The organism is Streptomyces sp. NPDC000151, from assembly GCF_040301705.1.
In the GTDB taxonomy this organism is placed as follows: Bacteria; Actinomycetota; Actinomycetes; order Streptomycetales; family Streptomycetaceae; genus Streptomyces.
This window is the reverse complement of the sequence record NZ_JBEPFC010000048.1, coordinates 1-21,035: the sequence shown is the minus strand read 5'-3', so window position 1 is coordinate 21,035 and position 21,035 is coordinate 1. Positions and strand designations below refer to the sequence as shown.

Here is a 21,035-nt window from a genome sequence, read left to right as displayed (position 1 = left end):
GGCGGTCGTCGTCAGCGGTCGTCGTCGTGGTCGTGGCGATGGCTGTGGCGGTCGTCCCGGTAGAGGCGGCGCTTGTCGATGTAGCGCACCACACCGTCGGGCACCAGGTACCAGACCGGTTCCCCCTGGGCGACGCGCGACCGGCAGTCGGTCGAGGAGATGGCCAACGCCGGCACCTCCACCAGGGAGACCCCGCCCTCGGGGAGACCGGGGTCGGCCAGTACGTGACCGGGCCTGGTCACCCCGATGAAGTGGGCGAGCGAGAACAGCTCCTCCGCGTCCCGCCAGGTCAGGATCTGGCCCAGCGCGTCGGCGCCGGTGATGAAGAAGAGATCCGCGTCCGTGTGCTCGGCGCGCAGGTCCCGAAGGGTGTCGATGGTGTACGTCTTGCCGCCGCGGTCGATGTCGATGCGGCTGACGGAGAACTGGGGATTGGACGCGGTCGCGATGACCGTCATCAAATACCGGTCCTCGGCCGGGGACACCGCCTTGTGGCTCTTCTGCCACGGCTGCCCCGTCGGTACGAAGATGACCTCATCGAGGTGGAACTGGCTGGCCACCTCGCTGGCGGCGACCAGGTGACCATGGTGGATCGGGTCGAACGTCCCGCCCATCACTCCGAGCCGCCGCTTCACAGGCCCTGTCTGCTCTCCCATGCGTGCAGACCCTACTGGGCGCCGCGCATCGAGGGGATAGCGGTGCCCCGCCTCAGCGGTCCCGGTTGAAGCGGGTGGTGATCCACAGCAGGAGCAGCAGCACGATGAAGGCGCCGCCGCCGGTGATGGCGGGATTGAGGCTGTTGTGGTTGCCGCCGTGCTCGCCGCCCTCGGCGAGGGCGACCAGGACGGAATGTGCGGAGGTGTGCAGGCTCATCGTCGGCAGGACCAATCCGGGCTGATGCGGGCAGGGACTTGCCCACATCGTAAGCGCGGGCCCGTCCGGAGCTCACGCCGACTCCGCCGGAACGGGCCACCAGGGGATCTTTCCGGTGGATTCCGCCGCCGTACGCGTGCCCCTCGGAGGCCGTACGCGTACACCTCGAAGCCCGTTCGCGTGCCCCGAAGGCCGTACGCGTGCCCCTCTATGAAGGCCCGCCGTGTGCGTGCCCTCCCCGGGCGCTGCGCCCGGGGGGCCGCTTCAGTCCTGGTCGCCGCCGTAGCCGCGCAGCAGGAACCACGCCATGAAGATCGCACCCAGCACGCCGACGATGATCACGGCACGCAGGATCCAGCCCGGGCCGTCGGCGTTGGAGGTCTGCAGAGCGAGCAGCGTGCTCGGGTCCACCATGAGGGGTCGGCTCCTTTGTGGGGGGTCTGTGCGGCTGTGGGGGTTCTGTGCGGCCCGTTCGCACCACGCGCCACGGGCCTCGGGCGGCCCGGCCGTGACCGGTGCCCCCGCCGCGAGCGGCTGTCCTTGCGGGCATCTGCGGCGATTCGTTCCTTCGCCAGCGTACGCCGAGCATCCAAAGCGCTGTCAGTGGCGTCCTCTACTCTGAATTCACGCAGTCGAATCAGGGGGAGGCTCCAATGACGGATGGCCCGAACGGCAGCGAACGCGTACCGAGCAGGGACCGCAGGCGGTTCCCGGGGATCTCTTCCCGGGCGTACGAGCACCCCGCGGACCGGTCCGCTCTGGTTGCCCTGCGCAAGCTGAGCGGGTTCGACACCGTCTTCAAGGCGCTGAGCGGCCTGCTGCCCGAGCGCAGCCTGCGGCTGATGTACCTCTCGGATTCGGTGCGCGTCAGCGACCAGCAGTTCTCGCACCTCAACGACATGCTGCGGGACGCCTGTTACATCCTGGACCTGAAGAAGGTCCCGCCGATGTACGTCAATCAGGACCCGCAGCCCAACGCCATGTGCATCGGCCTGGACGAGCCGGTGATCGTGCTGACCACAGGACTCGTCGAGCTGCTCGACGAGGAGGAGATGCGCGCGGTCGTCGGCCACGAGGTCGGACACGCCCTCTCCGGGCACGCGGTGTACCGGACGATACTGCTGTTCCTGACGAACCTCGCCCTGAAGGTCGCGTGGATCCCGCTGGGCAATGTGGCGATCATGGCCATAGTGACCGGGCTGCGCGAGTGGTTCCGCAAGTCCGAGCTGTCGGCGGACCGTGCGGGCCTGCTGACCGGCCAGGACCTGCAGGCTTCGATGCGCGGCCTCATGAAGCTCGCGGGCGGCAACCACCTCCACGAGATGAACGTCGACGCGTTCCTCGCCCAGGCGGACGAGTACGAGCGCGGCGGCGACCTGCGCGACTCCGTCCTGAAGATCCTCAACGTGCTGCCGCGCAGCCACCCGTTCACGACCGTGCGCGCCGCCGAGCTCAAGAAGTGGGCCGCCTCGCGCGACTACCAGCGCATCATGGACGGCCACTACCCGCGCCGCGAGGAGGACAAGGACACCTCCGTGTCCGACTCCTTCAAGGAGTCCGCGACGCACTACGCCGACTCGGTGCGCAACAGCAAGGACCCGCTGATGGGTCTCGTGCGCGACATCGCGGGCGGCGCCGGTGACCTGGGCGGCAAGCTGCGCGACACGGTGTTCGGCAGCGGCCGCGCGGGCGGCGCGGGCCGGCAGGACCCGGGACAGCAGGGCTCGGAGGGCCCCGAGTCGTCGCCGGGCCAGTAACCACTTGCCAGTAACCACTTGGCGGAGGTGTCCGGCCGGCCTAGCGCAGCGGGCTCGGTTCCGCCGACGGGGCCATGACGCCGCAGAGCGAGGCGTTCGTACTGCCGTGGGCGTACGGGTCGGTGCCCTGCGGGCGGCCGTTACCGGCCCGCTCGCCCGCCAGCAGCGGCCGCAGCGCGCTCTCCGGCCCGGAGCTGCACGACATCGGTCCCGCCTGGAGATAGCTCGACTGCAGCTCCAAGCGGCGGTCGCGCAGGTCGTCCCGGTCGAAGCGGAAGTGCAGTTCACGGCGCACGGTGAACAGTGACGCGCCGTCGGCACGCTGCTGCGCCGCCGCCTGCACCTTGCCGCCGGCCTCGGGTGACGTACTGCCGGCCGGGCTGCCGGCCGCCTTACTGGCTGCGCGGCCTGCCGCGCTCCCGGTCGGCCTCTCGGCGGCGGCCGGTGCGGTGTTCCCGGAGCCGCCGGCGGTGGGCCTGTCGTCGGGCGGCCGTACCGCGTACACGAAGGTGTAGTCCGCGGTGACCTCCAGGGCGTTGCCGGCCGCGGCAGACTCCACCGCCAGGGTGCCGTCGACCCGTACGCGCGGATCGGCGAGCCGGGCCTGCGAGGGGTCGAGGCGGACGAGCCAGCCGGTCGCGGCGTGCCGCCCGTCGTCGGACGGCCGCCGCAGGCTCCGGTCGAACTGGTCGAGCTGCGAGGTGTCCAGCAGCAGCCGCACGCCCCGCGCGGGCCCGCCGGACAGCGTGTCCGGGTCCAGCGAGGAGCGCACGACGTACTCCTTCGCCGTGGTCAGGGCGGTCATGACCTGGCTCTCGGAGAACTGGCCGGTGCGCCGCACGACGGGGAGGTTGACGCCCGCGGCACCGATCCGGAAACCGGCCGCCGGACTGCGGTCGAAGAGGTCACCGGGGCGCCCGCCGGGCACCGTGCCCACCGGGGCGAGCGGGATGACCGTACTGCGCAGCGGCGGCGCGGGGGTGGGCTCCGGGGCGCGATACGGATGGCGCACGCCCATGTAGATCGCGGTACCGAAGGCCAGCGCTATCAGGAGGACCAGGATCAGGGCCTGGCGGGAGCCGCCGAAGCGGGACCAGGCATGCCGACTGCGCACGGCACGTGCGTGGTCCCCCATGCGCTCCTGAGCGGAGAACTCCTGCAAACGCGCAGCGCGTACAAACGATTCGTCGAACACGACGGATCGGTATTCATCCTCCCCACCACCCGGGGCGCCCTCTGGGGTCCCTTCGGGAGGGTCACCTGGCCCGGTCATACAACAAGAGTAGGTCGGCGGCGGCCGAGGTAAACGCCCAGGTGTGCGCCAACTTCCCCGTGCAGGTCAGGCACGGCGCACAGATGGCTCAAGCGGGCGCGGACCGCTCCGGCGCACGCGGCAGGACCCTCGCCCTCACGGACCTCATGGAGCGAGCGCGCGTCCGCGACAGCCGGTGGATCACGGCGTGCGCGGCACGGCGGGTGCCGAGGGCGGGCCGGAGTCGGCGGAGGCCGAGGGCGGTACGACCGGCGGGGCCGGATTGCCGCGCTCGGCGCTGGAGGCGGGCGCCTGCCCGATGCGCGCGGTGGGCGGCCTGCCGTCGACGCCCGTGGTGGCGGGCGGCGGGGCCGGGCTCTGAGTACGGCCCGAAGCGCCTCGGTAGACCGCCGTGAAGGCCAGCACGACCATGCCGATGCCCATGAGGACGGCGAGCACCCAGGCGATGGGCCGGTGCCAGCGGGCCGCGCCGCGGTACGGGCGCAGGGCGCCGCCGTACGGTCCGTACGGGCCGTAGGCCGAGATGTCCGGGACATCGTCCAAGTAACGGCTGTTCGGCGCTCCTGGGGGCCCTCCAGGCCCTTCTCGGCCGTCCCGGCCCTGTCGGCCGCCGCCCAAATCTCCGTCGCGGTCCGCGGCCGGCAGCGAGTGGCCGCGGCCGGCTTCCGACTCGGCGCGGGCCTGCGCGGCGGCGACCATCCGCTCGACGGCGGTCGGCTCGTGCACGAGGGCGGACCGGACGAATTCCTCGTCGAAGACCACGGCGGCGAACTCGTCACCCTCGCCCTCGTAGGGCGAGTGCGCGTCCGCCTCTCCGTGGTTCCCGTTGTGGTGCTCGTCGGGCTCGCCGCCGTCCGGGAACGGCCCGGCCCCCACGTCGTCCGGCACCCGTCCAGATTAGCCGGAAGCGGCCAATCTGGGCAGTGTGAAAGGGAATTCGGCCATGGGGGCTGAGCTTGGCTCAAGCCGACACGGGGGCTGGCTCCTCAAGGAGCACGGGCCTTGGGGTTGGGGCAGGCCGGCCCCGAGGGCGGCCCGCCCCGGCCCCAAGGCCCCTGGAGTGAAACCGACTTCGTCAGTCGCGAATGTGGCCGTCGCCCGTGACGATGTACTTCGTGGAGGTCAGCTCCGGCAGGCCCATCGGGCCGCGGGCGTGCAGCTTCTGTGTGGAGATGCCGATCTCGGCGCCGAAACCGAACTGGCTGCCGTCCGTGAAGCGCGTCGATGCGTTGACGGCGACCGTAGTGGCGTCCACCAGCTGGGTGAAGCGGCGGGCGGCGGCCTGCGAGGTGGTGACGATGGCCTCCGTGTGACCGGAGGACCAGCGCCGGATGTGCGCGACGGCGGCGTCCAGGTCGGGCACCACGGCGGCGGCGATGTCGTACGAGAGGTACTCCGTCGCCCAGTCCTCGTCCGCGGCGGGCGCGACCATACCGGGCCCGGCCTTCTGCCAGGTCTCGTCGCCGTGCACCATCACGCCCGCCTCCGTGAGCGCGGCCAGCGCGCGCGGCAGGAAGGCGTCCGCGATGCCGGCGTGCACGAGGACGGTCTCGGCGGCGTTGCACACACTGGGGCGCTGCGCCTTGGAGTTGATGAGGATCTTGAGCGCCGTCTCGATGTCGGCGTCCTTGTCGACGTACACGTGGCAGTTGCCGGTGCCGGTCTCGATGACCGGGACGGTGGACTCCTCCACGACCGTACGGATGAGCGAGGCGCCGCCGCGCGGGATCAGCACGTCGACCAGGCCGCGGGCGCGCATCAGCTCCTTCACCGACTCCCGGCTCTGGCCCGGCACCAGCTGGACCGCGTCGGCGGGCAGCCCGGCCTCCGCCACCGCGTCGCGCAGGACGGCGACCAGCGCGGTGTTCGAGGCGTACGCGGAGGACGAGCCGCGCAGCAGGACGGCGTTGCCGGACTTCAGGCAGAGCGCGGCGGCGTCGACCGTGACGTTCGGGCGGGCCTCGTAGATGATCCCGACGACGCCGAGCGGGACCCGGACCTGGCGCAGGTCCAGGCCGTTGGGGAGGGTCGAGCCGCGGACGACCTCGCCGACCGGGTCGGGCAGCGCCACGACGTGCCGCACGTCGGCGGCGATGGCGGCGATCCGCTCGGGGGTGAGGGTGAGCCGGTCCACGATGGCGTCGCTCGTGCCGGCCGCGCGCGCCTTGGCGATGTCCTCGGCGTTGGCGGCGACGATCTCGTCGGTCCTGGCCACCAGCGCGTCGGCGACCGCCAGCAGCGCGCCGTCCCGGGCCGTGCGCGGCAGCGGGGCGAGCGCGGCGGCCGCCTCCCTGGCGCGACGGGCGGTGTCGAGGACGGGCGAGCTCTGGGCAGTCTGCGTGCTCGGGGCAGTCTGCGGGGCGTCGGATGCGCTGGTCATGGCCCGCAGCCTAGCCGGGCCGGGCTGGGCGCCCGGCCCGCATTTCACAGTGCGGGACGCGGTGGGGGCGGGGGTGGACACCGGGGGGGTGGACATCGGGGGCGGGGGATGCGGCGGGCGCGGGGTGGGCGCCGGGGACCTGGGAATGGACACCGGGGGTCGGGGGTCGGGGGGTGGAAACACCCGGGGCGCGGTGGGTGGTGGACCTCGTGTCGCGGCCCCGGGGCCCGGGCTCACCGCCCCCTCCCATCGGGTCAGGCCTCCCCTTCCCATCGGGGCCTCCCCCCATCGGGGCGGGCCCCATCGGGGCGGGTCGTCCGGCTTGTCGTCGCCGGCGCCTCCTCGTTCTTACTCCGGCAACGATTACGGAGAGTGGTTCGTTTCTTGTTTTTGTCGCCTGATGTGATGAGTTTCGAGGGGGACGGGGGCGGTCAGTAGGGGTGGACGCCGACTGGGGAGGCGGGGGGTGGGCCGTAGCCTTCGGCGATGCGTTGGTGGTAGGTCTCGCGGTCGATGACTTCCAGTCCGACGATCTCCCAGGGGGGCAGCTTCGCCGAGGAGCGGTGTTCGCCCCACAGGCGCAGGGCCACCGCCGCCGCGTCGTGCAGGTCCCTGGCCTCCTCCCAGTAGCGGATCTCCGCGTGGTCGTTGGCGTACCTGCTGGTCAGCAGAAAGGGATGGTCGTGGGCCAGCTGCTCCAGGGCCCGCCGGACCTCCTTCAGCGGCGCCTCCTTGCCGGAGACGCTGAGGGTGACGTGCCAGAGCCGGGACACCTCCCGCTCGCGCGGGAGCGGTGCCTCTTTGAGCCGCCCGCCCTGCTGCGCACCTTCGCCCGGCGGTGTCCGGCCGCCCGGCTGTGCCCGTTCGTCGTGCTCCGTCCCGGTGGTCTCCTCACCGGTCTGGATGCTGGTCCCCACGCTGGTCAGCGTCCGCTCCGCCGTCCCTCGGGGCAGCGCCCCTCGGCGCCCTCGTCTCACCGGCGGCCTCCTGTTATGCGTATCGCTCCGCTCGCGCGTGGCGGAGCCGATCGGTGCTGTCTCACGTCGGCACAGCGCGCTCGTACTGCGCCGGGAGCGCCGCTCCCCTACAGCGCCCCTGCAACAAAGTTGACCAGCCCGCGGGCCTTCGCGGGGGCGTTTTCGAGAAGGTCTCCGTTGAAAGGCTGGTCTTTCGGCCGTGCTGCCGGGCTCCGTACGGGGTTCCCACCGGCCGCCTCGTCAAAAGTTCTGTCGGCCGCCGCACGGACTCCCGACAGCCGCCGCCCAAGTTCCCGCCGGCCGCCGCACCGGGCACGCACTCCCGACGGCCGCCGCACCGGGCCCGGACTCCCGACAGCCGCTGGCCACCACAGCCGGCCGCCGCACCGGACCCGAGTTCCCGTCGGCCGCCGCACCAGGCCCGAGTTCCCACCGGCCGCCGCGCCAAGCCCCCGCCGACCACGACACCGGTCCCCCGCCGACCGCGACACCAGTCCCCCGCCGGCGAGGCCGGTCAGCGCTCCCGGGGCCCGGTCAGCGCTCCCGGGTCCCGGTCAGCGTCCCAGCACCACCAAGTCGTCCCGGTGCACCACTTCGCGCTCGTACGCCGGGCCCAGTTCGCGGGCGAGGTCGTGGGTGGTGCGGCCGATCAGGCGGGGGATCTCGCGGGCGTCGAAGTTGACGAGGCCGCGGGCGACGGGGTCGCCGGCGGTGTTGCGCAGCTCGACCGGTTCGCCCGCGCTGAAGCTGCCCTCGACCGCGGCGATGCCGGCGGGGAGCAGGGAGGAGTGCCGTTCGACGATCGCCTCGACGGCGCCGTCGTCCAGGATGAGCGCGCCGCGCGGGGTGGAGGCGTGCGCGAGCCAGAGCAGCCGGTCGGCGGAGCGCCGTCCGGTGCGCAGGAAGTGGGTGCCCGTGGGGCCGCCGGCGAGTGCTTCGGAGGCGTGTACGGCGGAGGTGAGGACGACGGGGATGCCGGCGGCCGCGGCGATGCGGGCGGCCTCGACCTTGGTGACCATGCCGCCGGTGCCGACGCCGGCCTTGCCCGCGCTGCCGATGGAGATGCCTTCGAGATCGGCGGGGCCGCTGACCTCGGCTATGCGCGACGTTCCCGGGGTGGCGGGGTCGCCGTCGTACAGGCCGTCGACGTCGGAGAGGAGAACCAGCAGGTCCGCGCGGACCAGGTGGGCCACCAGGGCCGCCAGGCGGTCGTTGTCGCCGAAACGGATTTCGTCGGTGGCGACCGTGTCGTTCTCGTTGACGATCGGTACGGCGCCCATGGCGAGCAGCTGGTCGAGGGTGCGGTACGCGTTGCGGTAGTGGGTGCGGCGGCTGGTGTCGTCGGAGGTGAGGAGGACCTGGCCGACGCGGCGGCCGTAGCGGGCGAAGGAGGCGGTGTAGCGGGCGACGAGGAGGCCCTGGCCGACGCTGGCGGCGGCCTGCTGGCGGGCCAGGTCGCGGGGGCGCTTCTCCAGGCCGAGGGGGGCGAGGCCGGCGGCGATGGCGCCGGAGGAGACCAGCACGATCTCCTTGTCCTGGTGCTTGGCCAGGACGTCGACGAGTGCGTCCACGCGGTCGGCGTCCAGTCCGCCGGCGGCGGTGGTCAGCGACGAGGACCCGACCTTCACCACGATCCGCCGGGCGTCCGTCACGTCCTGCCGGGCGTTCATCACATTCGGACGGCCATCCGTCACACCCGAACGCGCATCCGTCAGACCCGGCCGGGTGTTCGCCACATCCGGACGGGCGTCCGTCAGGCCCTGCCGGGCGTTCGTCACATCCGGACCCGCATCCGTCGCTTCCGGTCGGACATCCGTCACACCTTGACGACCATCCGTCGCTTCCGCAGGGGCGTCCGCCACACCCTGCCGGCCATCCGTCGCTTCCGGACGGTCACCCGTCGCTCCCGCAGGGACATCCGTCACACCCCGCCGGGCACCCGTCACGTCCCCACGGCCATCCCCGCGGCCATCCCCGCGGACATCCGCACGGCCATCCGCCACCCCTCGACGGCCGTCCCTCACGTCCCGCCGCCCCTCTGCCGCCTGACCTGCGCTTGTCACCATTACCCCTGTACTCGCTGCTCGCCCGTACGCGTCTTGTACTCGCCCGTACGCGGCTGTGTACTCGCCCGTACGCCCCTGCACTCGCCCGTACGCGCCGTGTCCGTGCCGTATGGACCAGTGGATGCTGCCGTACGGCCTACGGATATGGATGCCGTACGGCGTACCGACATGAACGCCCGTACGGGCGAAATCTACGGCAGACGGACCATCGGCCGCCTGTGCATATCGCCTGCCGGACAGGCGGTGCGTACGCCTCCGGGCCCTGTGATCATGCTTATGGGCAACCTACGCAAGACGGAAAAGGGCAGCATTTGGTTCCGAGCGAATCGTCCTGATTCGCGGTGATGCGAGCCACAGCAGATTGTCACCGGGGCAGCCAAAGTCATACGGTCGGTTGTCGACCTGTCCCTCTCTGCCGCCCCGACGGCCCGCAGGGAGTGTTCAGGGAGTGTCGTCCGGGTCACACGGTGGCCCGGCACTCGGCCGCCCCACCGGCCCCCCACCTGACCGACTTGCCGCCAGGAGCCCCGCCCGTGCCTTCCGCCGGATTCGCCAACCGACGAGCCCTCAAGCTCGTGGCCCTGCTCGCGATGCTCATCGCGTTCGTGGCCCAGCTCGTCGGTGCCCTGCTGCCCGTCGTGCCGTTGTTCATCGCCGCGTCCGTGGTGAACCTCGGCCTCGACCTCTATCTGCAGCACAAGCAGCCCGGGCTGCTCTCCCTGCTGGGAAAGATCCGGCTGGACATCACGGTCCGCCAGCTCATCCGCGACATGCTGATCCTGGTCGGACTGCTGCACATCCCGGGCATCAACCCGCTCAAGGAGCAGGCCCCCCTCACCATCGGGCTGCTCGTCTTCTATGTGGCGCACTTCGCGTGCCAGGCGGCGGCCGTACTGGTCCGCCGCACCCGTACGCTGCCGTTCCTCACCCGGAACATCGATTCCTCCGCGCTGCGCCTGACCAAGGCCCCGCCGCGGCTGCTGGCCCGCCAGACCGGCCGTCGCCTGCTGCGTTTCTCCGTGCCGACCACGCTCGGCATGATGGCCACCGCGATCACCCGGGACGCCCTGTGGGGCGGCATCGGCCTGGCCGTGGCCCTGGTTCTCGCGGTCGGCGGCACGGTCTACCTCGCAACGTGGCTGCTCCCGAAGAAGCGCGCCGTGAACGAGGCGCAGGCCCTGGAGTGGCTGGAGAACTGGCTCGCCGAGTACCAGCCGTCGGTCGGCATGTACTTCTCCGGCGGCACGACCTCCGCGTACCAGGCCAACATGTGGCTGAGCACGCTCGCCGAGCTGGACGGCAAGCCGATCATCGTGCTGCGTGAGCGCTTCATGGTGCAGAAGATCGACGCGACGGACATCCCGATCGTCTGCATTCCGAAGGTCGCGAACCTGATGCGGCTGGAGCACTCGGCGCTGAAGGTGCTGCTGCACCCGGCGAACTCCGGCAAGACCTCGCAGATCCTGCGGATCCCGTCCATCAAGCACGCGTTCATCAACCACGGCGAGAGCGACAAGCTCTCCTCCTGCAACCCGTACGCCAAGGCGTACGACGAGGTGTGGGTGGCCGGTCCGGCGGCGCGCGACCGCTACCAGCTCGCCGACATCGGCGTGGAGGACAAGGACGTCGTCGAGGTGGGCCGCCCGCAGCTGTCGCCCATCAAGGCGTACGAGGGCGCGCCCAAGGGCGAGTACACGACCGTGCTGTACGCGCCGACGTGGGAGGGCTGGGACGGCAATCCCGGCAACACCTCGGTGATCCTGGCGGGCGAGAACATCGTGCGCGAGCTGCTGGCCGATCCGAAGGTGCGGCTGCTGTACAAGCCGCACCCGATGACCGGTTCGGTGGACCCGGAGGCGGGTGCCGCGAACAGCCGTATCCAGGCGATGATCGCCGAGGCGAACACGCAGCGTGATGGTGCCCGCCCGGGCGCGGAGGCCGCTGCCGAGCTGGAGGCCCGCGCCGCCGATCTGGCCGCGCTGACCACCTCGGGCTTCCGCCGCAGCGCGGACGAGCTGGAGCGGATGCTGGTCCAGGGCGCTCCGGACGAGGGCCGTGCCGCGGCCGTGGCGGCCGCGACCGCCGCCTGGGAGGAGGCGTACTGGGCGTCGTTCCCGGAGTGGGAGCACCGCATCATCACCACCTCCCGCCCGGCGATCTTCGCGTGCTTCAACCAGGCGGACGTCCTGATCAGCGATGTCTCCAGCGTGGTCTCGGACTACCTGAGCAGCGAGAAGCCGTACGCGGTGGCCAACACCTCCGGGATGAGCGAGGAGGAGTTCCGTACGAACTTCCCGACGGTGCGGGCTGCGACGATCCTCACGCCGGAGGCGGACGGTGTCGCCGGGATGCTGGAGACGGTGCGGAATCCGGAGCGGGACACGCTGGTGCAGGCCCGTACGGAGCTGAAGGAGCACCTGCTCGGCCCGTCGGACCCGCCGTCGCTGGCCCGCTTCAACGCGGCCGCGCTGGCGCTGCACGCGGCGGCCGAGGAGCGGCAGGTCCGGATGGAGGCCCGGCTGGCGGGTGTCCCGGGCCAGCGCGAGGAGGGCACGGAGGCCAACGAGGCCCAGGAGGCGGCCGAGGAGATGGAGCTGGACCCGTCGGAGTCCACCGACCCGGCCCGCCCGGCCACGGAGCCCGCGGAGGCCGCCGAGGCGGCGGACGCGGCGGAGACGGGCGAGGAGCCGGTCCCGGCGGACGGCTCGGAGGCCCGCGCGATCGTCTGACGACGCGACGCCCCCGTAGGGGAAGCACGACACCGGAAGGCCCCGCGAGGTTGATCCTCGCGGGGCCTTCCCGTTGCTCGAGTTGCCCGAAAGACGCAAGTTGCCCGAAAGACGCTCCCTAGCCCTTGCACACCTTCCCCGTCGGCAGCTCCGCCGGTACTCCGCCGCGCTCCGCCGCGGTGAAGTTCCGCTGTCCCGTGAGCCGGCACAGCGTGTTCCGCCAGACGGCCGGGTCGAGCCGGATCAGGTTCACGCCGTCCGCCGAGTCGTTCCGCCTGAGCAGCGCCTTGCCGTCGTCCGTGACGTCGTAGAAGTCCTGCCGGCCGCCGAAGTCGTACGACTCGATGTCGCCGTGTCCGCCCGCCCGGTAGATGCGGGCCCAGTTCCCCTCGGCGAGGAAGAACCGCGGGCTGTCGCCGAGGAAGTCGACGGTGAATCCGCCGCCCGTCTCCCCCACCGGGCCGATCGGGCCCATGATCCGCTTCGATGTCCCGCCGGGGCGTACGGACCACAGCTCGACCAGCGAGCCGCGGGTGAGGACGGCCGCATAGGCGCCGCTGTGGTCCAGAAAGGCCGTCGCGGTGTCCTTGCCCAGCCGGAACCCGAGCTTCTTGTCCTCGCGGCCGGTGCGCAGGTCGACGACGTGGAAGGCGGGGCCGGAGCCGACCTTGACCAGGACGCGGTCCGCCTTCGAGCGATCCGCCTTCACGCGGTCCGCCTTCGAGTGGTCCGCCTTCACCTCGTACGGATTCAGCCGGAAGTCCGACTCCGGCACTGACTCCGCCGGGTCGAAGGGCCTCGCCTCGGGACCGGGCAGCTTCAGTTCGCGCAGGTCGAGCCGCGACAGCCGGCGGCCTGTCCTGGCGTCCCAGTACTCCACCTGCCCGTCGACCTGGGTCACCAGCCCGTCGTCGCCGAGGAAGAAGTACTTCGGGGGTTCGCGTTCGTCCCAGTTGTTCGCGCGGGGCATGGGGACGGTGATCTCCGCCACCGGGTGCAGCGAGGGCAGCGCGTGGACGAGGATCTTGTTGTACGTCGCGAGGTCGGCGACCAGCGTCTGGCCGCGGTTGACCCGCGGTGCCGTCTGGTAGGCGGAATCGTCCTCCGCCAGGGGCCTGCCGATCCCCTGCGCCGTGTACCGGGGGCTGCGGGCGAGCGTCTTGCGCCGCTCGTCCGTCCCGACCACCTTGAGGCGGCGCTGTGCGCCCTTTCCCGAGCGCGCGACCATGCGGCTGCCGTCCTTGAGCAGCGTCGGCATACGGAGGTACTCCCGCGGCCGGGTGTCCAGCGCCTGTCCGGTGATGCCGGAGCCGGTCATCATGACGCCGACCGGCGCTTCGGGTCCGCCGAGCAGCCGTCGACCGAGCTGCCCTCGGTTTTCCCGCGCCTTGGTTTCCGCGAGCTTCTTGCCGTGGGCCACATCGAACAGCCGCCACTGGCCCGAACCGCCGGCGGCGAGCCGGGCGCCCGTGCGGTCCACGGCGAGGTCCTCGCAGCCGAGGGAGTCGTCGGCGTACTGGCCCAGCTTCCGGCCGTCCGCGACCCGTATCGAGCGATACGTGGCGTCTTCGAGCCCGTCGGTACCGTCCGAGCAGGTCATGGCCACCGTGCCGGCGCCGGACAGTGCGGCCCCGGCGACCTGATCGGCGAGCTGCCGCGCCGTGCCCGTGCGGGTGTCCACGGCCACCAGCCGGAAGTTCTCTTCGAGCAGGTGGAACTTGTCCCGCCGGCCGACCGCGGCCACCACCGTGTGGTCGTCGGGCCCGAACCACACCTTGATGACGCCGTCCGGCGCGGCGGCGGGCAGCCTGCGCCGCTCGCCCGCTGCCAGGTCCCACAGCGTCACGCGCTGGTTGTCGGCGACCGTCACGACGCGGCGGCCGTCCTGGGAGATGTCGGCGATGTCCTCGGGGTTCGACAGCACGGCCTTGTAGTCGGACTGGTCCTCCCTGCCCTCGATCGTGTGGGCCGGTCCCACCAGCTCCTTGGTGTCCCGCCGTACCTCGCGCCAGATCAGTGAGCCGTCGGCGTCCGTGTAGGCGAGGCGCGTGCCGTCCGCGCTGACGAGCGGGAAGACGATGTTCTCCGTGACGGGGAGCTGGCGGTGCCGGGTCGGCTTCCCGTCGCCCCGTACGAAGAGCGTCGCGCGCCCCAGCTCGGTGGTGACCAGCGCGACTTCCCCGTCGGCGCTCATCGCCAGCGCGTCGATGCTGCCCTGCGCGCCGGACAGTTGCCACTGCACGCCGCGCATGGCGTCGTACCGCCGCAGCAGTTCGTTGCGGGCCTCGCGGGTCGGCGAGGTGTCGTACGCGGCCATCGCGACCATCGCGGCCAGGCCCGGGTCCTGTTCCACCAGCTGCGCCGAGAGGCCCGCCAGCTCGCGGGAGCGGGACTGCCGGTCCGACTCCGCCTTGGCCCGCGACTCCACGGCGAGAAATGTCCCCAGCGTCGCGATCAGCAGGAGTACCAGCCCGCCCGCCGTCCACCCGGTGCGTCTTCGGAGCCTGCGCGTCCTGCGGTACCGCAGCCCGCGCTCCAGGTAGTCCAGCTCCGCCGCGCTCAGCTCCGCCCGCCGGCCCGTCAGCCACGGCCGTGCCGCGCGCAGGGCGTCCGCGTCCGGCAGCCGGTCGGTGCGCTCGCCGCCGGCCCGCCAGCGTTCCATGCCGCCGCGGAGCTCCGTACGCCAGAGCAGGAACTCCCGGTCGTCCCGCACCCGTTCCGCGAGCCGCCGCCATGCGCCGATCAGTGCCTCGTGCGCGAGTTCGACGGTCTCCCGGCGCTCGGGGTCGCTGCCCAGGACCAGCAGCCGGCGCTGCGCGAGCGCGCGGGCCACCTGCCACTGGTCCTCGCCCGCCTCCGCCCGCGTCAGGACGTTGCGCAGCGGAGCCTCGCCACCGGGCCGTACGCGTACCAGCCCGGTCAGCAGCCGCAGCGCCACGTCCTCGTCCGCCGCCGGTACGCACTCGCCCCAGATGTTCTCGGCCTGCCGCCCCAGCGCGCCCCGTACGCCGCCCAGTGCGTGGTACGCGTCGAAGCGCAGCTGCCCGCGTTCCTGCTCCCGCCAGAGCCGGTCCAGGACGAAGCCCAGCAGCGGCAGCGCGCCCGGCTCACCGCCCGCGTCGTCGAGCATGGTCTCCACGAGCCCCGGGTCGTAGGCGACGGCGGCGGTGGCCTCGACCGGCCGGACGATCACCGCGCGCAGCTGCTCGCGGGTCATGGGGGTCAGCGCGTAGACCGTACGCCGCAGGGCGGGGCCGGTGCCCGGGTGGGCGAGCGCCGCGTCCAGGAAGTCCGCGCGCAGGGTGACCAGGACGCGTAACTCCGCGGGCGGCTCGGCCGGGAAGAGCACCGCGGCCGCGGCGTCGGCCTCCTGGCCCGTGCCCGCGAACAGCTCCTCCCCCTGGTCGACGACGACCAGCAGCCGCCGCGCGCCGGCCTCGGCCAGGGCGAGCCGTACGGTCTCCGGCAGCCCGCCGTCGGCCAGCAGCGGCGCCAGCTCCCGTGCCTGCGCGAGCCGCTCGGCGCCGCGGAGTTCCGGGCGGAGCAGGGCGGCCAGTTCGGAGGCGAGGGTGGTGAGCAGGGACCGCCCGGCGGCCGGGCGCACCACGACGGCCGCGAAGCCCGCCGCCCGCAGCCGCGGCAGGACGCCGGCCAGGGCCAGCGAGGACTTGCCGCTGCCGGACGGGCCGACCACGGTCACGTACGGCTGCGCACCGACCAGCCCCGCCACCTCCCGGGCCTCCTCCTCCCGCCCGAAGAACACCTCCGCGTCCGCCTCCTGGAAGGCCGCGAGCCCCCGGAAGGGCGATGCGGGGCGGAGTACGGGGGCCAGCGCGGGGAAGGCATCGGCCAGCGCGCCGGTCGGAATGAGGAAACTCTGCCGCGGCCCGGAGAGCTGCGACCTGGCCACCATGCCGACGACGGCGCCCAGTTGCTCGTCCCATACCGGCGCGCCGCTGAAACCCCGCTCTATCGGGGTGCCGTGGGCGTCCCCTTGCGAGAACTGCACCCACCCCTCGGCGGTACCGGCCCGCAGCCGCCCCGCGTGCCAGATCCCTCCGGGGGAGGTGGCGGGAAAACCGGGGACGCGTGCGGCGTGCTCCCATACGCTGCCGGCCTCCGCCATCCGCAGCGGCCGGGCCCCCGGTATCGCCTGCCGCAGCCGCAGTACGGCGATGTCGCCGCTCCCGTCGTCCGCGTACGGCAGCCAGTGCGCGACCTCGGCGTCCGCACTGCCGCCGCCGCCCAGCGGCAGGTCGACGCGTACCCGCGCCCCGTCCGGCAGCGGCTCTTGATGGGGTGTCCGCAACGCGTCGGACACGACATGCGCGCAGGTCACGGCGAGCTCGGGCGCGACGAGAAAGCCCGCCCCCGCGATCTCACCGCCGTCACCGGCCGCCCGTACCCGCAGTACGGCCGCCCCCAGCATGTCCTCCGGACTCCGCAGCCCCGCCATACCCACCACCCCCGTGAGCGAACTCGGGTAGGAGTATGGCCAATTGAGCGCCGGAGGGATATCCCTCCGTCCCTCAGCGCACGTACGCGATGAATGCCGCGAACGCGGCGGGCGTGACGGCGATAGCGGGCCCGTCGGGATCCTTGGAGTCCCGGATGGCGATGAGATGGGGAGTCTCAGCTACTTCGACACACTCTGTCTCGGCACTGTGGCTGGACTTACGCCAGATGTACTGGATGGTGCTCATAGCGCTCCTCCATGACTCGGGCGATCAACTCCGCAGAGTCCGCCGGGGACAGTGCGGAGGCCCGCAAGAGATCGTAACGGAGCGAACGGGCCCTGATTTCCGCCGGATTCAGCGTTGCCCAGTCGTCGACGTACCCCTCCGTGTACGCCACGTCCGGGTGGTCGACGAAGGAGAAGAGGGTGAACGAGCCCGACAGTCCCGTGTGCGCTCCTACCGAGAACGGCAGCACCTGAATCTGCACTTCGTCCGTCTCACGGAAGGTCAGCAGGTGCGCCAGCTGTCGCCTCATGGTCGCACGGCCGCCGATTTCCCGGTACAGCACGGACTCGTCGAGTACGACCCACAGCAGTGGCGGCGCCTCACGGGCCAGGACCTTCTGCCGCTCCAGCCGCATCTCCAGCCTGGCGGCGAGTTCGTCCTGCCGCATGACGCCGAGTACGGCACGCGCGTAGTCCGGTGTCTGCAACAGGCCGTGCACCAACTGCGCCTGATACGTGCGGATTTCGGTGGCGGTCGCTTCGAAGTGCACGATCCGCCGGAGCCACGCGGGCAGTCGGTACTGCTTGACCATCTCCCACAAGCGCACCAGCGCGCCGTCGGCTCCCAGAGCCGTGTCGATGCGAGGCACGTGCTCGTCCTTCGGGACCTTCGCCGCCGTTTCGATCTGGCCGATCATCGAGCCGGTCAGGTAGACGATGTCTCCCAGCTGTGCCAGCGTCAGCCCGGCGCGCTCCCGCAGCCGTCTCACCTCCGCCCCGAAGAAATGGAGCGGGGATGCCCCTGGATCAAGACACTTGACGTGGGCCATGGGAGCTCCTTCGCTCAACCTGTGCCACCCGGCGGAGAGTTGCATTCACGCAGTAGCAGAGCGTAATCGACGCAGCGCACGATTGCCTCGTGAATGACACTTCCGACACCCATACCGACCCCTACGTCTTCCCGACCCGCGAGTACCGGATCTCGCTCCGCGTCGGTACGCACAGCCCCCGGCACGTGCGGCGGGTCGTGCGGGCGCTTGTGCGGCTGTGGGGGCTGGCGCAGCTCGCCGACGCCGCCGAGCTCGCCGTGACGGAGCTGCTGGTCAACGTGTACCGGCACGTACCGGACCGGCGCTGCACCGTGACCGTACGGCGGCACGAGGACGGCGGGGACGGGGTGGTGATCGGCGTCCACGACGACCATCCCGTACTGCCCGCCGTACGGGACACCGGCCCGTGGGAGGAGTGCGGGCGCGGCCTCGCGCTGGTCGCGGCGGTGACGGACAAGTGGGGCGTGGCGCCGGACGGCGAAAACGGCGAAGGCCCGCAGCTCGCCAACGGCAAAACCGTGTGGTGCGAGCTGCGGGCCTGACGGAGAAACAGGCGGCGGAGCCGTCTCAGCCCAGCGGGTTGAAGCCGTCGTACTCCGCTTCCGCCTCGTCCCGCTCCGCGTCGCGGTCGCGGCGGCGCTGCGCGGCCGGGCGGGGCGCCTCCAGGCGGTGGTCCTCGCCGCGGCGGCCGAGCATCTCCGCGCCGGCCATCATCGTCGGCTCCCAGTCGAAGACGACCGCGTTGTCCTCGGGGCCGATGGCGACGCCGTCACCGGCGCGCGCACCGGCCTTGAGCAGCGCGTCCTCGACGCCGAGGCGGTGGAGGCGGTCGGCGAGGTAGCCGACGGCCTCGTCGTTGTTGAAGTCGGTCTGGCGGATCCAGCGCTCCGGCTTGTCGCCGCGGACGCGGAAGAGGTTCTCGCCCTCGGCGGTGACGGTGAAGCCGGTGTCGTTCACGGCCTGCGGGCGGATGACGACGCGGGTCGCCTCCTGGACCGGCCGGGCGGCGCGGGCCTGCGCGACGATCTCGGCGAGGGCGTAGGAGAGGTCCTTGAGGCCCATGTGGGCCACCGCCGAGACCTCGAAGACGCGGTAGCCGCGGGCCTCCAGGTCGGGGCGGATCATGTCCGCGAGGTCCTGGCCGTCCGGGATGTCGATCTTGTTGAGGACGACCACGCGGGGCCGGTTCTCCAGGCCGCCGTACTGCGCCAGCTCCTCCTCGATGGTGTCGAGGTCGGAGAGCGGGTCGCGGTCCGATTCGAGGGTGGCGGTGTCCAGTACGTGCACGAGGACCTCGCAGCGCTCGACGTGGCGCAGGAACTCCAGGCCGAGGCCCTTGCCCTGGCTGGCGCCGGGGATGAGGCCCGGGACGTCCGCGATCGTGTAGACCGTCGAACCGGCCGTCACCACACCGAGGTTGGGGACCAGGGTGGTGAAGGGGTAGTCGGCGATCTTCGGCTTGGCGGCGGAGAGCACCGAGATCAGGGAGGACTTGCCGGCGCTGGGGTAGCCGACGAGGGCCACGTCCGCGACGGTCTTGAGCTCCAGGACGATGTCGCGGGCCTCGCCCGGCTCGCCGAGCAGCGCGAAGCCGGGGGCCTTGCGGCGGGCGGAGGCCAGCGCCGCGTTGCCGAGGCCGCCGCGGCCGCCCTGGCCCGCGATGAAGGTGGTGCCCTGGCCGACCAGGTCCGCGAGGACGTTGCCCTTGCGGTCCAGGACGACCGTGCCGTCCGGGACCGGCAGGACCAGGTCCTGGCCGTTCTTGCCGGAGCGGTGGTCGCCCGCGCCGGGCGCGCCGTTGGTGGCCTTGCGGTGGGGGTGGTGGTGGTAGTCCAGCAGTGTGGTGACGTCCTGGTCGACGACCAGGATCACGTCGCCGCCGCGGCCGCCGTTGCCGCCGTCGGGGCCGCCGAGCGGCTTGAACTTCTCCCGCATCACGGAGGCCACGCCGTGGCCTCCGTTACCCGCGGCGACGTGCAGCTCGACGCGGTCCACGAAGGTGGTCATGGGGGTGCCTCCAGTAACTACGGGGTCGTACGCGGGGGTGTGCGGGACCGCGTACGGGATTGTCTCTTCTGTAACACGCGAAGGGCGGACCCGCTTCCGTACGGGAATCCCGTACGGAAGTCGAGGTCCGCCCTCGCGAAAAACCGTTCTACGGCTGCTGATCCCTAGGGGATTCAGACGGCAGGAACGATGTTCACGACCTTGCGGCCGCGGTGGGTACCGAACTCCACCGCACCGGCCTGCAGCGCGAACAGCGTGTCGTCGCCGCCCCGGCCGACGCCGGTGCCCGGGTGGAAGTGGGTGCCGCGCTGGCGGACGATGATCTCACCGGCGAGGACGGCCTGACCGCCGAAGCGCTTCACGCCGAGCCGCTGGGCATTGGAATCGCGACCGTTCCGGGTGGACGATGCGCCCTTCTTGTGTGCCATGTCTCCTCAGTCCCTTACTTCGCCGGGGCGTCGATGCCGGTGATCTTCAGCGCGGTGTGCAGCTGACGGTGGCCGATCCGCTTCTTGTAACCGGTCTTGTTCTTGTACTTCTGGATGCGAATCTTGTCGCCCTTGTGGTGGTCCACGACCTCGGCCTGGACCTTCACGCCGGCGAGCACCCACGGGTCGCTCGTGACGGACTCGCCGTCGACGACCAGCAGCGTCGAGAGCTCGACGGTCTCGCCGACCTTGCTGGTGGAAATGCGGTCAACCTCGATGACGTCGCCGACAGCAACCTTCTGCTGACGGCCGCCGGTGCGCACGATCGCGTACACGCGGAACTCTCTCTCGCTAGAAACGGGGACCACTGATGCCAGCCGCCCGGGAACCCTTGCGGGCCCGGTCTTCCGACGCGATCCGCGCATGACGCGATCCGCAGTGGACGAGCGGCCTCCCCCGGCGAGCCGGGAGGTGTTTGCTCAGGTGGTTGGCGTACACAGACGCCGACGGTCAAGGTTACGGGGCCTTGACCAGGGGGTCAAACCGGGCCCCGGGCCGTGACGTACGGCCCGGGGCGCCGGGTGCTGCTCAGTCCTCCGCCGGGGCGGAGACCGACGAAGAGGACTGTTCGGCGGCCGCCGTCTTCTTGGTGGTGGCCTTCGTCGTCTTCTTCGCCGCGGTCTTCTTGGCCGTCGCCTTCTTGGCCGGGGCCTTCTTCGCCGCCGCCTTCTTGGCGGTGGTCTTCTCGGCGGTCGCCTTCTCGGCCGGGGCCTCGTCGGCGGTGGCTTCGTCGGCGGTGGCCTTCTCGGCCGTCGCCTTCTTCGCCGCATTCTTCTTGGCCGGGGCCTTCTTCGCGGCGGCCTTCTTGGTCGTCGCCTTCTTGGCCGCGGCCTTCTTCGCGGTGCTCTTCTTGGCCGCCTTCTTGGCGGGGGCCGCCTCCTCGGCGGTCTCCGCGGCCTCGGCTCCGGTCTCCGCGGCCTCGGGGGCCTGCGGCTCCACGGGGGCCTCGTGCGGGGCGCCGGTGGCCACCTCGG

18 protein-coding genes are annotated in these 21,035 nt (G+C 71.8%); 3 read left to right on the top strand and 15 right to left on the bottom strand.

Features of this window, described 5'->3' with window-relative positions; genetic code table 11:
- Positions 1–11 precede the first annotated feature (11 nt).
- From nadD to ABT381_RS16155, 3 genes are all read right to left on the bottom strand, one after another.
- On the bottom strand, positions 12–656 hold the full coding sequence (gene nadD, locus ABT381_RS16165) for a nicotinate-nucleotide adenylyltransferase (protein ID WP_351593766.1): 645 nt from the start codon (positions 654–656) through the stop codon (positions 12–14).
- Between the two features lie 52 nt (positions 657–708).
- Positions 709–873: a hypothetical protein gene (locus ABT381_RS16160; RefSeq protein WP_351593763.1), complete on the bottom strand. Its 165-nt coding sequence runs from the start codon at positions 871–873 to the stop codon at positions 709–711.
- 264 nt (positions 874–1,137) lie between these two features.
- Entirely contained in the window at positions 1,138–1,287 is a 150-nt protein-coding gene (locus ABT381_RS16155) for a hypothetical protein (RefSeq protein ID WP_169749902.1), read from the bottom strand.
- Positions 1,288–1,526: 239 nt separating this feature from the next.
- Between ABT381_RS16155 and ABT381_RS16150 the strand changes: the two genes are divergently transcribed.
- On the top strand, positions 1,527–2,630 hold the full coding sequence (locus ABT381_RS16150) for a M48 family metallopeptidase (RefSeq protein ID WP_351593760.1): 1,104 nt from the start codon (positions 1,527–1,529) through the stop codon (positions 2,628–2,630).
- Between the two features lie 40 nt (positions 2,631–2,670).
- Here ABT381_RS16150 and ABT381_RS16145 read toward each other — a convergent pair whose 3' ends face one another.
- The 5 genes from ABT381_RS16145 to proB all read right to left on the bottom strand — a co-directional run bounded on the left by ABT381_RS16145 (position 2,671) and on the right by proB (position 8,930).
- Positions 2,671–3,903 carry an SCO2583 family membrane protein gene (locus tag ABT381_RS16145; protein WP_351593757.1) on the bottom strand — a complete coding sequence of 411 codons (1,233 nt, stop codon included), beginning with the start codon at positions 3,901–3,903 and terminating at the stop codon, positions 2,671–2,673.
- A gap of 180 nt (positions 3,904–4,083) precedes the next feature.
- A complete protein-coding gene (locus ABT381_RS16140) occupies positions 4,084–4,791 on the bottom strand; it encodes an SCO2584 family spore wall biosynthesis protein (RefSeq protein ID WP_351593754.1) in 708 nt (235 codons plus the stop codon).
- A gap of 187 nt (positions 4,792–4,978) precedes the next feature.
- Positions 4,979–6,283 carry a glutamate-5-semialdehyde dehydrogenase gene (locus ABT381_RS16135; RefSeq protein WP_351593751.1) on the bottom strand — a complete coding sequence of 435 codons (1,305 nt, stop codon included), beginning with the start codon at positions 6,281–6,283 and terminating at the stop codon, positions 4,979–4,981.
- A 431-nt stretch (positions 6,284–6,714) separates the two neighbouring features.
- On the bottom strand, positions 6,715–7,260 hold the full coding sequence (locus ABT381_RS16130; RefSeq protein ID WP_351593748.1) for a DUF8830 family protein: 546 nt from the start codon (positions 7,258–7,260) through the stop codon (positions 6,715–6,717).
- A 554-nt stretch (positions 7,261–7,814) separates the two neighbouring features.
- Positions 7,815–8,930: a glutamate 5-kinase gene (proB, locus tag ABT381_RS16125; protein ID WP_467754403.1), complete on the bottom strand. Its 1,116-nt coding sequence runs from the start codon at positions 8,928–8,930 to the stop codon at positions 7,815–7,817.
- Positions 8,931–9,859: 929 nt separating this feature from the next.
- On the opposite strand from proB, the gene ABT381_RS16120 reads away from it, so the two are divergent.
- Entirely contained in the window at positions 9,860–12,055 is a 2,196-nt protein-coding gene (locus tag ABT381_RS16120; RefSeq protein WP_351593745.1) for a CDP-glycerol glycerophosphotransferase family protein, read from the top strand.
- Positions 12,056–12,173: 118 nt separating this feature from the next.
- Here the strand turns inward: ABT381_RS16120 and ABT381_RS16115 are convergent, their stop codons facing one another.
- The 3 genes from ABT381_RS16115 to ABT381_RS16105 form a co-directional block, all read right to left on the bottom strand.
- Positions 12,174–16,511 (bottom strand): nSTAND1 domain-containing NTPase, encoded by a 4,338-nt coding sequence (locus ABT381_RS16115; RefSeq protein WP_351593742.1) that lies wholly within the window; start codon positions 16,509–16,511, stop codon positions 12,174–12,176.
- Positions 16,512–16,584: 73 nt separating this feature from the next.
- Positions 16,585–16,758: a DUF397 domain-containing protein gene (locus ABT381_RS16110; protein ID WP_351593739.1), complete on the bottom strand. Its 174-nt coding sequence runs from the start codon at positions 16,756–16,758 to the stop codon at positions 16,585–16,587.
- On the bottom strand, positions 16,730–17,566 hold the full coding sequence (locus ABT381_RS16105; RefSeq protein WP_351593736.1) for a helix-turn-helix domain-containing protein: 837 nt from the start codon (positions 17,564–17,566) through the stop codon (positions 16,730–16,732). The genes ABT381_RS16110 and ABT381_RS16105 overlap by 29 nt, the downstream gene beginning before the upstream one ends.
- Positions 17,567–17,655: 89 nt before the next feature.
- On the opposite strand from ABT381_RS16105, the gene ABT381_RS16100 reads away from it, so the two are divergent.
- Positions 17,656–18,108 carry an ATP-binding protein gene (locus tag ABT381_RS16100; protein WP_351593733.1) on the top strand — a complete coding sequence of 151 codons (453 nt, stop codon included), beginning with the start codon at positions 17,656–17,658 and terminating at the stop codon, positions 18,106–18,108.
- Positions 18,109–18,133: 25 nt separating this feature from the next.
- Here ABT381_RS16100 and obgE read toward each other — a convergent pair whose 3' ends face one another.
- From obgE to ABT381_RS16080, 4 genes are all read right to left on the bottom strand, one after another.
- Positions 18,134–19,573, bottom strand: coding sequence for a GTPase ObgE (gene obgE, locus ABT381_RS16095; protein WP_351593730.1), 1,440 nt, complete (start codon positions 19,571–19,573; stop codon positions 18,134–18,136).
- A gap of 173 nt (positions 19,574–19,746) precedes the next feature.
- A complete protein-coding gene (gene rpmA, locus ABT381_RS16090) occupies positions 19,747–20,001 on the bottom strand; it encodes a 50S ribosomal protein L27 (protein WP_031062251.1) in 255 nt (84 codons plus the stop codon).
- Between the two features lie 14 nt (positions 20,002–20,015).
- Entirely contained in the window at positions 20,016–20,336 is a 321-nt protein-coding gene (rplU, locus tag ABT381_RS16085; protein WP_031062249.1) for a 50S ribosomal protein L21, read from the bottom strand.
- Positions 20,337–20,589: 253 nt separating this feature from the next.
- Positions 20,590–21,035, bottom strand: a 446-nt coding sequence (locus ABT381_RS16080; RefSeq protein WP_351593726.1) for a histone H1-like repetitive region-containing protein, incomplete at its 5' end; no start/stop codon positions are given.